The 14,283-nt window shown below is 60.6% G+C and carries 9 protein-coding genes; 2 read left to right on the top strand and 7 right to left on the bottom strand.

The genetic code is table 11. The annotated features are described in order from the left end of the window. Position 1: 1 nt before the first annotated feature. The 4 genes from WA943_RS11900 to WA943_RS11885 form a co-directional block, all read right to left on the bottom strand. Entirely contained in the window at positions 2–1,093 is a 1,092-nt protein-coding gene (locus tag WA943_RS11900; protein ID WP_424470096.1) for a TIGR03032 family protein, read from the bottom strand. Continuing rightward, positions 1,094–2,089 (bottom strand): hypothetical protein, encoded by a 996-nt coding sequence (locus WA943_RS11895; RefSeq protein WP_424470095.1) that lies wholly within the window; start codon positions 2,087–2,089, stop codon positions 1,094–1,096. Positions 2,090–2,135: 46 nt separating this feature from the next. Further along, on the bottom strand, positions 2,136–5,336 hold the full coding sequence (locus WA943_RS11890) for an autotransporter outer membrane beta-barrel domain-containing protein (RefSeq protein ID WP_424470094.1): 3,201 nt from the start codon (positions 5,334–5,336) through the stop codon (positions 2,136–2,138). A gap of 173 nt (positions 5,337–5,509) precedes the next feature. Further along, the gene (locus WA943_RS11885; protein WP_424470093.1) at positions 5,510–6,136 is read right to left on the bottom strand and encodes a hypothetical protein; all 627 of its coding nucleotides are present in this window, start codon (positions 6,134–6,136) and stop codon (positions 5,510–5,512) included. A gap of 28 nt (positions 6,137–6,164) precedes the next feature. Here WA943_RS11885 and WA943_RS11880 point away from each other — a divergent pair, with 28 nt between their 5' ends. Together WA943_RS11880 and WA943_RS11875 are read left to right on the top strand one after the other, a co-directional pair. Then, positions 6,165–7,910: an N-acyl-D-amino-acid deacylase family protein gene (locus tag WA943_RS11880; RefSeq protein ID WP_424470092.1), complete on the top strand. Its 1,746-nt coding sequence runs from the start codon at positions 6,165–6,167 to the stop codon at positions 7,908–7,910. Between the two features lie 193 nt (positions 7,911–8,103). Next, positions 8,104–10,800 (top strand): glycosyltransferase, encoded by a 2,697-nt coding sequence (locus WA943_RS11875; RefSeq protein ID WP_424470091.1) that lies wholly within the window; start codon positions 8,104–8,106, stop codon positions 10,798–10,800. Between the two features lie 67 nt (positions 10,801–10,867). On the opposite strand, the gene WA943_RS11870 is transcribed toward WA943_RS11875, so the two are convergent. The 3 genes from WA943_RS11870 to WA943_RS11860 form a co-directional block, all read right to left on the bottom strand. Continuing rightward, on the bottom strand, positions 10,868–11,707 hold the full coding sequence (locus WA943_RS11870; RefSeq protein WP_424470090.1) for an enoyl-CoA hydratase: 840 nt from the start codon (positions 11,705–11,707) through the stop codon (positions 10,868–10,870). A 12-nt stretch (positions 11,708–11,719) separates the two neighbouring features. Next, positions 11,720–12,490, bottom strand: coding sequence for an SDR family NAD(P)-dependent oxidoreductase (locus WA943_RS11865; protein WP_424470089.1), 771 nt, complete (start codon positions 12,488–12,490; stop codon positions 11,720–11,722). Positions 12,491–12,519: 29 nt separating this feature from the next. Continuing rightward, a partial coding sequence (locus WA943_RS11860) for a class I adenylate-forming enzyme family protein (RefSeq protein WP_424470088.1) occupies positions 12,520–14,283 on the bottom strand: 1,764 nt, incomplete at its 5' end.

Raw genomic sequence — 14,283 nt, 5'->3', positions numbered from 1 at the left:
CCTATTTTCGAACCGAGGTGTCGGGGCCAAGAAAGACGAATTTCTTGGCCTCGTCGCCTTGCAGGCCGATCAACAGAGGTGCAAGCGCACCCGGCAGGACGATGACGTCGTAAAGCTCTTCGACCGAGCCGGTAATGTCGATGCGCTGTTCAATCTCGCCGGTGTCGATATTGACGATATAGACGCCGCAGACAGGCTCGACGCCGCGCTTGCGCAGCTCCTCGTCCAGCGGCAGGCCCTCGAATACCTTGTTGCGCGGCTTTGAAATACCGATGATTGCGTAGTTTCCGACAAAGCGCAGCCCACGGACGAAACCGGGGCACCATGCGACCTTGTTGAACGCACTGCTCTGGCGATCGACAAAACCGAACCAGCCGGTGCCTGCCTCGAGCACCCAGAGCTTGCCGCGATAGAGACGCGGCGAATGCGGCATGGCGAGCCCTTCCGCCACAGACTTGCCGGTGCGCATATCCATGACGAGACCGCCATCGGCGCGATGCTCCCGCCAGCCGCCCGCGACATTGGACGCGCCGATGATCGTTACATAGGCGGGAATGCCGTTTTCGAGGCAGAAGCCGTTCAGATGGCAACGATCCTCGCCGACAATGGCGTCGATGAAGGGCGGTCGCCAGATCGGGTTGAAGCTGCCGCGCATGTCGAGGCTGGCGACGCAATTATAGCCCGTCGCCACGGCAAGCAGGCGCTCCCTGCGGTCGATGGCGAGGTCATGCACGTCGACAGCTCCAGTGACGTGGCATTGGCGTGGCAGATAGAGCCTGTCCCAGCCTTCATAGAGCTGGCCCGGCACGAGGCTGTTGGCAAAGCGCCAGACCTGATGGCGCATGGAGAGCATGAAACCGTCATCGGTCGTCGCGATCGCCATGGCCGTGTCGAATGTGCGCTCGGAGACCGCGTAGCTGTCCGCGCGTCCACGCCCGACCATCACCACCTTGCCGGCGGTATAGGTCGAGAAGGCGAGGCCCGCATCGTGACGGGCAAGCCAGGCCTGAAAGCCCGGCGTGAAATTCAGATGGAAGGGTGCGGTGGGTTCCTTGTGAACGTCATCGCCCACGACCATCGGGTTCGTCGCCATTCAGACCTCTGCGCCATTCATATGCGGCAGCGCATCGCCGCCCAATTCAGGGATATTCAGAAAATGCGTGTCGGATGCAAGGGCGCGTTTCGCACTTTGTGTGAGTGCCTGCACATCCTGCGCGGCGATTGCGCGGAAACTTTCGTGCAATTCAGCATCTGCGTCACGGCAGAACCAGAGCGGATGCGCGCGGTCTGAGGTGCGCGGGTCGCGCGCGGCATAGCGCTGAAGCCAGTCGATATAGGGATCGAGCGTGCCGCCGCCGACATCGTCACCCAGCACGAAATCGCGCGCGGGCTCAAAGCGCCTTGCGATGTTCATCGGGAACATGAAGCTGTTGCGGCTTTCAAAGCGCGCGACGCCAGACTTGTCGAAGGCAATGGCCGGATAGAAGGGCGCAAGGTTTGGAAAATAGCGGTTCGGGATCGTCCGGCATTTCCAATAGGCTGCGCCGACGCGGGCGAATTCGAAATAGGAGCCGATATTGTTGAAGTTCGCGTCTGCCATCGGCAGCAATTCGATCTTGGGCTTGGCCGGATTGACCGTGTCGTTGGCGACATCGAGGTAAAAGGTTCCGACCTGGATCGCATTCTGGAAATAGCCGCCACGCAGCGCGCCCCAGACGCGCTTGACGGGGCCGCCCGCGCGCACGAAATCATGGATCGCCCGCAGGCCGCCCATATGCGTCGGCACGGGCTCGCGCGACATCAGCATCAGCATGTAACGCGTTATCTCGAGGCAATAGCTGATCGGATAGGTGGCGGGCTGTGCCGCCATGCCCTCATCGGCTTGCGGCATGGCCCCGAGCCTGCCCGCAATCTGCTCGCGGAAATGAGCGTCGGTTTCGACGCGCAGTTCGAGCATGTCGCGGACAATCGCATCCAAATGGGGAGCGATGTGCTTGTCGGTGAGCGCGCATAGCTCGGGCTTGGCTGGAATAATCAGCTCCGCCCTGTAGCGCGCGACAAGGTCTTTTAAAAAGGCACCGTCTTCCAAGAGCTGCTCCCGCCGCTTCCCGCTGAAGGTCAGCGGCGGGTTGAGACTACCATTCGAGACGGGCACCGACACGAACGCCGCCGGTCTTTTCTACGTCGCCGCCAAAGCCGCCATCATAAGAGGCGAAGGCCGTGAGGCCGCCGCCGATTGTGACGTCGACGCCAGCACCGACCGCCATATAGGTCTGGTCGCGATTGTCGAGCGCGGCGGTAAAGCCTGAACCCGTGGCGGTAAAGGTGCCGCTGACGGTCTGGTCACCGGAGCGCCATTCCTGCGCGAGACCGGCACGGATCGCCGGACGCACGGCCCAGCCTGCATTGGGATCGCGAATGGTGAGGCCGAGTTCGGCGCCCACGAGGCCGCGTACCGTGTCACTGCTCACCTTGTCGACCGACATGGCGCCGAGACCGCCGCCCGTTTCCGTGTAGCCATCACGGCTCGCATGCTGCCACGCGATGGTCGCCTTGGGCGTGAGCGTCCAGCTTCCCTGGATCGGGATGACGTGACCGACCGCAAGGCCAGCGCCGCCGAGCCATGCCTTGGGCGACCCCTGCGCGGCAACCACGGTGCCGTTCGAGAGCACGTTGCGGCGCACGTCCTGATCCTGATAAGCGCCTGTCACGGCACCCGTGAGGAACGTATTGCCCATCGTATAGGCGCCATAGAGCGCGGCGTTGTAGCCGTCGATTTTCGTCCTGGTGCCGCCGCCTTGCGTCGTCACAGTGCTGTCGAGGTAGCCCGCCGCTACACCGAGCGTGAAGCCACCCGATTGCAGAACGTCACCACCGATTGCGCCACCCTGGCTGTGCTGTGAGAAGCCGCGCGTCGTACCATCCGCCTCGCGATCGGCGCTCTGCCACAGGCCTGTGCCCCAGATGCCCTTGCCGCGGCCAATGTTGTTTTCGGACTGGCCGAGCACGGCATCAAGGAATGCGAAGCCCGAATTCGCGCCGCCGGACACGCCGCCATTGATGCTTGCGGGCGACACAGCCGTGAGCGCCACCACACCGGGCGTGGGATAATTGATACTGCCGCCGAGGGCGTTGGAGAAAGTGCCGGTAACGCCACCGCTTGCCGTGATGATATCGCCGACGAAGCCGTCAACACCGCCAATGAATTCCGGCACGACCGTGCCGCCATTGATGGTCACCGTGCCGGTCACGTCAAGCAGGTCGGAATTCGTGCCGTCCGTCTGGAATATGAAGGTCGAACCCGGATTGAAAGTAACGCTGCCGACGACATTCAATATACCGGGTGAGTTACCAGGCGAGATCGCGCCTGAGTTATAGACATTGCCGTAGATCGTGCCGCTACCGCCCAGTGTCGCGCCTGCCGCAACGTTGACGGTGTCAGCATAAAGATTCCCGTTCACCGCAAGCGTGCCGGTGTTCAGCTCAACCAAGCCGCTATTGAGATCGACATCGCCTCTCAGATCCCAAATGCCGTCGGCATTGACGTCAAGATCGCGGAAACCATCCACGTAGGAGTAAAGCGTTCCGTGCCCTTGAAGCACGAGGCTGTCACGACCGTTACCTTCGATGTCGCCGAGGATGTTGGCACCCGTATCGAGCGTCAGCGTGTTCGTATTGTTGCTATTGCTGTCGAACGAGATCGCAATCCCGCTCCAGCCTTCAACCGTTCCGGCAACATAAACATCTGTACGATTTGAAGACCATGTTTTGATGCCGACTCTGCCATAAACGCTCGCGTCGCGGCCAACGACAATGGCGACGTCGTCGCTATTGCTGACATAAATTCCAGAGCCGCCATACGCTTCCACCGACGCATGGCCGTTAAGTGTCACAGTGCTGTGCGAACTGCTGTTCAGCAGGATGCCGGAAGAGGCGTATTTATCACTAGAGGAAATGACAGACGCATAATCGTTCAGCGTGACCGTGCTGTTGGACCCATTTTCCAGGAGTATACCAACGGAATACTTGTCGCTCGCGGACCGGATCGACGCATGACCGTTCAGCGTGACCGACGCGTTGTCGCCAGAAGCAGCAATGCCGTAGCTATATTTCGCCCTGTAGCTGCCCACATTGATGCTGGATGTGTCGTTCAACGTGATTGTCGTGGAATCGCCAATCGTCCTGATGCCGAAGTAATGTCCGTCACTGCCGCCGGTCAGCGTGATCGCCGAGTCACCGTTGAGAGTGACGTTGCCGCGGTCGCCCATCGATGCAACGCCGACATATTTGCCGTTGTAGCCAGAGCCCGAAACAGAAATGGTTGAACTGTTGAGCGTAACGCTCGGCGCATATTTGTTATCGTCAGGACCCACAAACGCGAGGGTGGGCGCAGAGCTGGCTCCTACGGCCATGATGCCGATATATTTGGAATCGCCCGAACCCGTTCCTACAACGTTGATCGCCGAGCCGGCATTCAGCGTGATCGAGGATGGCGTGTCCGAGGAACCCGCATTGTACATGACGACGCCAGCAAGCATACCGCCGCCGCCGCTGGTGACGTTGATCGATGAACCGTTAAGCGTGACGGCCTGGCCGGAACCAAAAGCCGCAAGGCCGACATACTTGCCGCCGTCCCCATGCTGGCTACCGGTGACATTGATCGAGGAGCCGCCGTTCAGCGTGATGGTCTGGTCGGACCCAAAAACGACAGCACCGACATATTTGCCGCCGTCTCCATACTCATTGCCGATGACATTGATCGAAGAGCCGCCGTTCAGCGTAATGGTATGGTCGGCCCCATAAATCGCAGCGCCGAGATACTTGCCGCTGCCGCCCTCTCCATACGTGCCTCTGATGACGTTGATGGAAGAGCCGCCATTCAAGGTGACCTTTGAGCCTGTGCCACCCAGCGCCAGGGCAGCGTACTTGCCGCCATCACCATAGGTCTGCAGCGTGATTTCCGATCCGCCATTGAGCGTAACCGTGGAATTGTCGCCAGACGCGCCGACAGCATATGTGTTGCCGTAGCTGTAAAGCCTGGAGTGATCCTGAAGAACGAGCGCGTTGTTGTCGCCCGACAGCAGGATTGCCGGATCATAATTACTGCGGACTTCCGCCGAGGGGTTGAGCGTGACCGTCAGATTATCGAGGTCCGCCTGGAGCGAATAATATGATGTTCCGGTGCAGACAACGCTGCCGCCTGCAGTGGGCGGCAGGCCGGTGCAGGACACCGCGGGCGTCGCTGAAGCACTACCCAAACCAAGCAGAACAGAGCCGAAGGCGGCAAGTGCCGACGTGCCGAGCAATCTTGCCCGCAAGCTCGATGTCTTATTCAATTGTGGTAGCCCCCTGGATGCGCCGAAATTACGGCGACTCATATGCTTAAATTTTTAGATGAAAATTGCCCGCTTTTCTACGGCACCTGATCCACATAGGAGCGAATAATGAGGCTATTGACAAAGCTGCAACAACGAAATGAGGACTTCACCAAAGACGGTCTGGCGCCGGTCTAGACAGGAATTTTAAAATGGTCCCACCAATAGGTGCGGATCTGGTGGCCATCCGGCGTATAGCCCACCAACGTCAGTCCGGCGTTGAGAACCGGTTTTGCACCATAACCAGCCGCCGTGATGACAGCGGCATAGCCCGCCACCTGCTCATGGGGATTGGCAAGAGACCATTCGCGGAGCTCTTCACGGCAGGCCACCGTCAAAGGCACGGCCAGGCCTGACTTTTCAGCCTCTGGCCGGACCAGAAGACGCATGAAAGCGAAGCGCTGACGAACCGGAGCGTGGAGATGGATCTGCGCCGTCGTTACGGCAATAAGCCGGTCGCCGTCATAGGCAACCGCAACGAGTTCCTTGGCGCGTTCTTCGGCCCGGATATTCGGCGGCAAGACCTTCATTTCCGTCCATAAGGCAATGGCATCGCGCTCGATCGCCGGATCGTTTCGCCGCCAGGCGGCTACATAACGAATATCATTTGGCATGCCTCGATCTCCCCCCGAATGCCGGGCCGCGACACGAAAATAGCGCCCCCGACCGGGCGGCAAACTAGCAGGGTGAGCGATCAGCCACCAGTCTTCGATCCTTCCCCCTTTCGCATAAAAATCCGCTAAGCTTTCTGCAAATGCCATTCAGAGCAATTTCGGGAGGATTATCGGTATGCACGACATCGTCATCAGAGGCGGCACCGTTTTCGATGGCACGGGTGCGGCACCCATCGAAGCAGATGTGGCAATCGACGGGCGTACCATCGTTGCGGTGGGCAAGGTTACAGGCAGCGGTCGCGAAGAAATCGACGCCAGGGGCCAGATCGTGACGCCGGGCTTCATCGACGTTCACACCCATTACGACGGACAGGTGACCTGGGACCCCTATCTTCAGCCCTCGACCTTTCACGGCATCACGACGGCGGTGATGGGCAATTGCGGCGTCGGCTTCGCGCCTTGCAAACCTGAGCAGCGCGACTGGTTGCTCGGGCTGATGGAAGGCGTGGAAGACATTCCCGGTTCGGCGCTTGCCGAAGGCATCAAGTGGAACTGGGAAAGCTTCGCCGACTATATGGATGCGGTCGAAGCCTCGCCTCTGGCGCTCGATGTCGGCTTGCAAATTCCGCATGCTGCCGTTCGCGCCTATGTGATGGGCGATCGCGCACCGGCGCTTGAGCCTGCGACGGCGGAAGAAACCGAACAGATGGCGCGGATCGTTGTCGAGGCGCTGGAAGCGGGCGCGCTCGGCTTCTCGACCTCGCGCACGGTGAAGCACAAGGACGTTCGCGGCGGATCGACGCCGACGCTGAAGGCAGAAGCGGCCGAACTTCACGGCATTGCGCGCGCCATGGGCAAGGCCGGCAAGGGCGTGCTGCAACTCATTGCCGACTTCAAGGACACGGACGCCGAATTCGCGATGCTGCGCGGCATGGTCGAGATTTCCGGCCGTCCGCTTTCGATCACCATCGAGCAGGACGACCGCTGGCCGAATGTATGGGCGCGTGTGCTGCACAATATCGCCGAAGCAAACAAGGCGGGCCTGCCGATCAAGGGCCAGGTGCCGCCGCGCGCGACGGGCATTCTTCTGGGCCTTACCTCGTCGCTCAATCCCTTCGTGATGCATCAGACCTTCCGCCAGATCTGGGGCGCGCCGCTTGAGCAACAGGTGAAGGCGCTGCGCGATCCTGAATTCCGCGCGAAGCTGTTCGCCGAAGAGCCCGCCTATCCGGCTGGCGAAATCATCGAGATGCTCTGCACCGCCTATCACAAGATGTTTGCGCTGGGCGAGACGCCGAATTACGAACCTGCGCCGGAAGAGAGCGTGAAGGCGCGCGCGGAACATTCGGGCAAGAATCCGCGCGAGGTCATTCTCGACATGATGCTGGAACGCGACGGCAAGGCGCTGATCTACTTCCCGCTGATGAACTATCATTGCGGCAGCCTGGACGATGTTCAGAAAATGCTGACGCATCCCAACACGGCTTTCGGCCTTTCCGACGGCGGCGCGCATTGCGGCATCATCTGCGATGCGAGCTTCCCCACGACGCTGCTCACCCATTGGGGCCGCGACCGGACGCGGGGACCGAAGCTGCCGCTCGAATGGCTCATTCACGGGCTGACGGGGCGCAATGCGGAGCTTATCAACGTGCTCGACCGCGGCATTCTCGCGCCGGGCATGAAAGCCGACGTCAATGTCATCGACTTTGACGGGCTGAAGCTCTACTCGCCGCATATCGTCAACGATCTGCCGGCCGGCGGAAAGCGGCTGATACAGCATGCGGACGGCTATACGGCGAGCATTGTTTCGGGCGCGGTCGCCTTCAGGGGCGGCCAGCCGACAGGTGCATTGAACGGCAAACTGGTGCGCGGCGCACAAGCGCGCCCGCAAGGCGTGCGCGTTTCGACTGCGGCTGACTGACAAGGCACAAGGAAGCGGCGCGAGGCGATGAGGGCTCATTCATCGCCGGTTCATCGCGCCGCTTCTATTTCTGCGTTCAGACAGGCTCTGGACGCCAATATCGGCGGCAATCGAGGGCGATGACGGAGCTGGGCCGTCATTGCCTGCCCCAAGACCGGCAATATTCCCGGCGACATTTTTTACTGGACCGTCAATGGACAACCCCGCTCCCCGCCCCACGCGCAAGAACGCTCTTGTTCGTGTGGCCACCTTCGCGCTTATCGTTCTGCCGATCGTCATCATGGCCAATCTTGCGATCTGGGCCGCGTTCAACCAGCCGCATGATGCCGAAGCCTGGACGGGGGAAATTGTCGGCTTTTCCTACAGCCCCTATCAACGCGGACAGGACCCGACCAAGGGCATCCACCCGACGCGCGACCAGATCGCCTCCGACCTGAAGCTGCTCTCAGGCTCCGTGCAGGCAATCCGTACCTACAGCGTGATCCGCGGCCTTGAAGACATTCCCGATCTCGCTGCCTCGGACGGGCTTTCGGTCGCCGTCGGCGCGTGGATCGATACCGACAAGGTCCGCAACGATCAGGAGATTGCAAACCTCATAAAGCTCGCGCCCAAGCGCAATGTGGTGCGCGTGCTGGTCGGCAACGAGGCGCTGCTGCGCAACGATCTGCCGGTCGAAGAACTGATCGCCTATATCCGCACCGTCAAAAAGAGCGTGTGGAAACCGGTTTCGACCGCCGAGCCGCCGCATATCTGGCTGAAGAATCCCGAGCTTGTGAGCGCCGTCGATTACATCGGCGTGCAGATCCTCCCCTATTGGGAAGGCATCCCGGTCAATCAGGCGGTCGATGCCGTTTTCGATCGGCTGGATGAATTGCATCGCAAATATCCCGACAAGCCCATCGTCATCACGGAAGTGGGCTGGCCGAGCCGCGGCAAGATCATTCCGCGCAAACCCTATCCCGGCATTCCTGAAGCCGAGCTTTCAAGCGAAGCCGTGCCGTCGCTTGTCAATCAGGCGACCTTCATGCGCGAGTTCCTGAACCGCGCCAAGGATGCCGACCTCACCTATTACGTCATGGAAGCCTTCGACCAGCCCTGGAAGGCCAGCGAAGAAGGCGCGGCGGGCAGCTATTGGGGCATTTACAATGCCGACCGGCAGCCGAAATTCCCGATGAAGGGTTCGATCTCCGAAGCGCCGCAATGGCGCATGTGGGCATCCATCGCGGCGGGCCTTGCGCTGGTCTTCGCGGTTGCCTTCATGATGATCCGCCAGCATGTGAAAACGGCAGGCGTCGTCATCTTCACCATCGTGACGCAGGTTGCGGCATCGGCACTTGCCTGGGCCGGGCTATCGGTCACGGGCCTCTATCTCAGTTCGGTCGATACGGTCGTCTGGACGTTCCTCTTTGCGGCACAAGGGCTTCTTCTCATCGTTCTGCTTGCCGAGGCGATAGAATTCGTCGAGGTGATCTGGACGCGCCACGGCGAGCGGCATTTCGCGCCCTTCGAGCCGACGGAAGGCTATCCGGAGAATAAAGTCTCGATCCATGTGCCGATCCATAACGAGCCGCCGGAGATGGTGCGCGATACGCTGATCGCGCTTTCGAAACTCGACTATCCGAATTTCGAAGTGCTGGTTCTCGACAACAACACGGTCGATCCGGCCGTCTGGCAGCCGGTGCGCGAGACATGCGCGCAGCTCGGCAGCCGGTTCCGCTTCTTCCATCTCGAGAACTGGCCGGGCTTCAAGGCGGGCGCGCTCAATTACGGACTCAAGATGACGGCGGAAGATGCCGACATCATCGCCGTCATCGATAGCGACTATCAGGTGGAGCCGAACTGGCTGCGCACGATGGTTCCCTATTTCGCCAAGGAAGACATCGGCTTCGTCCAGTCGCCGCAGGATTATCGCGACCGGCACGAAAGCACCTTCAAGAACATGTGCTACTGGGAATATGCCGGCTTCTTCCATATCGGCATGGTTCAGCGCAATTATTTCAATGCCGTCATTCAGCATGGAACGATGACGCTGGTGCGCAAATCCGCACTCCAGAAAGTCGGCGCATGGGCGGAGTGGTGCATCTGCGAGGATGCCGAGCTTGGCATCAAGCTTTACCGCGAAGGCTATGACAGCGTTTACATCAACCATTCCTTCGGACGCGGCATCACGCCCGACACGCTTGCCGGTTACATCGGACAGCGTTTCCGCTGGGCTTATGGCGCGGTGCAGATCGTCAAGCATCACTGGCGTTCGCTTGCGCCATGGGCGCGCAAGGGCGGCCTCACCTCGGCACAGCGCTATTACTTCCTTGCGGGCTGGTTGCCATGGTTTGCGGACGGGCTCGCGCTCCTCTTCACGATCACGAGCATCGGGCTTTCGATCTTTGCGCTTTCCCAGCCCAAGATGGTGCAGCTTCCGGTCGCGGCATTCCTTATTCCGACCATCGGCAGCTTCGTCTTCAAATTCGTGCGCTCGCTCTGGCTCTATGCCGTGCGCGTCAAGGATTGCAGCTTCATCGAAAGCCTCGGCGCGGGCGTTGCCGCGCTCGGTCTTACGCACACGGTTGCAAAAGCGATGCTCAACGGCATGGTGACGTCGGGCAAGCCCTTCTTCCGCACGCCGAAATGCGAAGACAAGCCGCCGCTTGCCGCCGCGCTCATTCAGGTGCGTGAAGAGGCGGTCATGCTGACGGCGCTATGGGGATTGTCGCTTGCGTTCCTGCTGAACGAAAACTTCGCAGACAGCCTGTCGCGGCTCTGGGTTGCGGTGCTGCTGGTGCAGTCCGTGCCTTATGCGGCAGCGGTTCTGCTCTCGTTCATCAACGTCATGCCGTCGCTCTTCAATCGCAAGAAGGACGCAACGGAGGGGGCCTTGTCGCCCGCCGAATAGGCGTAACGGATTGCTCAAGGAAAAAGGCCGGTGGAAACACCGGCCTTTTTGTTGGTCATCGCGAGGGCTAGGCTTTCTTCACTGCGGGTGAAATGCCGCTCGGGTCGATCAGCATGCCGTGGACTTGCATGTTGTGGCTATGTGCAAGCTGGTGAAGCGCGAAGGCTGTCTGCATTGCAGAGCTGCGACCTTGCGCATCCTGCGCGGCGTTCACGGCTTCCTTCGCGAGCTTCAGGGCAAAGAGCGGCTTTTGCGCGATGCGCTTTGCAAGCTCCAGCGTGAACTCGGAAAGCTTCTCGTTCGGCACAACATGATTGACCATGCCGAGCTTCTCAGCCTCCGCAGCGCTCAACCAGTCGGCGGTGAAAAGAAGTTCCTTCGCCTTGCGCACGCCAAGTTCCCACGGGTGATTGAAGAACTCCGCGCCGCCGACACCCATCGACACCGTATTGTCGAGGAAGGCCGCATCTTCCGCCGCGACGATGATGTCGCATGGCCAGACGAGCATCAGCCCGCCTGCGATGCACTTGCCCTGCACCTCGGCAATCGTCGGCTTGGGAATGTTCCGCCAGCGTTCGCTGAAGCCGATATAGATTTCCTTTTCGCGCGCCATCTGCGCTTCGGCGCCTGCACATTCAAAGCCGCACCATGTGCCGACGGTCGAAAATTCTTTCATCGTCGCCAGCGCATCGCGCTCGCGCAGATCATGGCCGGATGAAAAATGCGGGCCGTTGGCGGCGAGGATGATGACCTTGACGGTTCCATCCTGCGCTGCCTTGTCAAAGGCGTCGTTCAGCTCATAGAGAAGCCGCGTGTCCTGCGCGTTGCGCGTATCGGGCCTGTTGAGCACGATACGCGCGATATGCGGCGCGGGGGTTTCGTAGAGAAGCGTCTGGAACTCGCTCATATACGCCCCTCCTCAGTTGCCGCCGCCATCGATATTGATCTTCTGGCCGTTCGCATAAGGGTTCGCATCCGACACCATGTAAACGACGGCTGCCGCCACTTCTTCCGGGCTGCAGACATGGCCGAAGGGCATGGTGGCGTCGAGGTCATGAATGTCCATGCCCTTCTTGCCCGCACGAGCAGCCGCTAGACGACTGCCCATATCGGTCGCGGTGAGGCCCGGCGCGATGATGTTGGTGCGGATGCCGTATTTGCGCTCTTCCTTCGCCAGCGTCAGCGCGAGTGCTTCGGCTGCTGCCTTGCCCATATTGTAGGGGCCGCCATTCGCCGCGTGATGCAGCGTGGCCACCGACGAAATGATGATGATGTCACCGCGCTTCTGCTCGCGCATTTGCGGAATGACGAGCTTCGACATGAAATGCGGCGCCATGGCGTGAACGCGCAGCACGCGCTCAAGCTCCTGCGGATCGGTGTCGACAACGGTCTGGCCGCGCGAGGCGATGCCCGCATTGTTAACGAGAATGCCGATGGAGCCGAAATCCTTCAGCACGTCGGCGACCATCTTCTGGTCCGCCTCGTAATTTTCAACCGAGGCCGAGTAGGCCTTCGCCTTGCGGCCAAGCTTTTTGATCGCCTCGACCGTTTCATTGGCCGCATCTTCGTCGCTGCGATAATTGACGGCGACATCGGCACCGGCTTCGGCCAGAGCGATGGCAATAGCGCGGCCAATGCCGCGGCTCGCGCCGGTCACGAGCGCGACGCGGCCTTTGAGCGAAATTTCCATGTGCGTTTCCCTGTTTTCTATAGCGATTTTTATGCGGCGCCCTGGCCTGCGAATTTCTTCATATCGTCGCGCAACTCGGTCTTCAGGATCTTGCCGTTGGCGTTGCGCGGCAGAGGCTCGTGGCGCAGTTCGATCTTGATCGGCACCTTGAAGCCCGCGAGAAGTTTGCGGACATGGGCCTTCAATTCTTCTTCCGTCACATTCTTGCCGGGTGCGATCTGCACCACGGCGCCGACTTCTTCGCCGAGCACCTTGTGTGGAATGCCTACAACGGCCGCGTCCATGACGGCGGGATGCGCGTAGAGCGCGCCTTCGACTTCGACGCAGTAGATGTTTTCGCCGCCACGGATCAGCATGTCCTTGGCGCGATCGAGAATGAAGACAAAGCCTTCCTCGTCGATGCGCACGAGATCGCCTGAATGCAGCCAGCCATCGGTGAGGGCGGCGGCTGTCGCTTCTGGCTTGTTCCAATAGCCTTTGACGACGTTCGGGCCCTTGATCCAAAGCTCGCCGACATGGCCTGCAGGCACTTCCTTGCCGGTCTCATCGACGACTTTCAGATCGACGACGGGCACGCAAGGCCCGGCGCTTTCCGGGCGGTTCACGTAATCTTCCGCGCTGTTCTGCGTGGTGATCGAAGACGTCTCCGTCAGGCCGTAGCCGTTGCCCGGCTGGACCTTCGGGAACTGCTGCTTGATGCGAGCGACGAGATCGGGCGCAGACGGCGCGCCGCCATAGCCGATCGACTCGACGCTCGATGTGTCGTGGCGGGCAAATTCCGGGCTCTCGAGCACCTGCCAGACCATGGCAGGCACGCCGCCGAAGGATTGCAGATGCTCCTGCTCGATAAGCTCCAGCGCGCGTTCGGGATTCCACTTATGCATCATCACGAGCTTCGCGCCGCCCGCATAGATCGGAACGAGGATCGAATGGCATCCCGTGGCGTGAAAGAGCGGGACGGAAAGAAGCATGGAGCGCTGCGGCGCATCCGGATCAGGCGCAGGCAGCGCTTCGCCGCGGCGAAGCATGGAGCGCGCCGTGGCATAGCCCGTGCTGATGAGGTTCGTCATCATGTTGCGCTGGGTGCCGAGCGCGCCCTTGGGCTTGCCGGTGGTGCCTGACGTATAGAAAATCGTCGCGTCGTCTTCCGGCATCAGGCCGGGATCGGGAAGCGGCTCGTCGGAAAGTTTCGCGTAGTCTTCCGGCTTGCCGACGAGATCCTCGAAGGCTTCCGCGCTGCCCAATTGGCCGCGCGTGGCGCGAACGGCGACGAGGCCGGAAATCTTCAGGTCTTTCAGATGCGGCTGCAAACGCTCCAGCCGCTCGCCGTCTGTGATGACGACCTTCGAGCCGGAATCGGAAATGCCGTATTCAAGCTCTGCCCCTGTGCCCCAGGCATTGAGCGGCACCACGATGGCACCGAGCGCGGCGGCAGCCCAGAAGGCAATCGACCATTCGGGGAAGTTGCGCATCGCGATGGTGACGCGGTCGCCTTTCTTCACGCCATATTTATTGGCAAGGACGCGGCCAAAGGTAACGGCGGCGCGATAATGATTTTCGAAATTGAGGCGCTCACCTTCATAGACGATGAAGTCGCGCTGACCCCAGGCGCGGCCCGCCTCGAAAATCGCGCCCAAATGCGGCGGCGCGTTCTTATAGACGCGCTCGGGAATGCCGCGGATCGTTACGGTTTCCATTTCGAAGGGCATGCCTGGTGCCGTCAGCATGCGGTTTGCCTCCGCGACGCTTACGACGGGCCACGGCTTCACAGCGGTGTCGGCCATCTTTACCTC

This window comes from Parvibaculum sp. (assembly GCF_049651025.1).
In the GTDB taxonomy this organism is placed as follows: Bacteria; Pseudomonadota; Alphaproteobacteria; order Parvibaculales; family Parvibaculaceae; genus Parvibaculum.
The sequence above is the reverse complement of the archived record's forward strand: the minus strand, read 5'-3'. Positions and strand labels throughout refer to the sequence as shown.

What these genes read in the sequence shown, in the direction of transcription:
- WA943_RS11875 (WP_424470091.1), top strand. Translation starts at nt 8,104, where the DNA reads ATGGACAACCCCGCTCCCCGCCCCACGCGCAAGAACGCTCTTGTTCGT.
- WA943_RS11885 (WP_424470093.1), bottom strand. Translation starts at nt 6,136, where the DNA reads ATGGCATTTGCAGAAAGCTTAGCGGATTTTTATGCGAAAGGGGGAAGG.
- WA943_RS11865 (WP_424470089.1), bottom strand. Translation starts at nt 12,490, where the DNA reads ATGGAAATTTCGCTCAAAGGCCGCGTCGCGCTCGTGACCGGCGCGAGC.
- WA943_RS11880 (WP_424470092.1), top strand. Translation starts at nt 6,165, where the DNA reads ATGCACGACATCGTCATCAGAGGCGGCACCGTTTTCGATGGCACGGGT.
- WA943_RS11870 (WP_424470090.1), bottom strand. Translation starts at nt 11,707, where the DNA reads ATGAGCGAGTTCCAGACGCTTCTCTACGAAACCCCCGCGCCGCATATC.
- WA943_RS11900 (WP_424470096.1), bottom strand. Translation starts at nt 1,093, where the DNA reads ATGGCGACGAACCCGATGGTCGTGGGCGATGACGTTCACAAGGAACCC.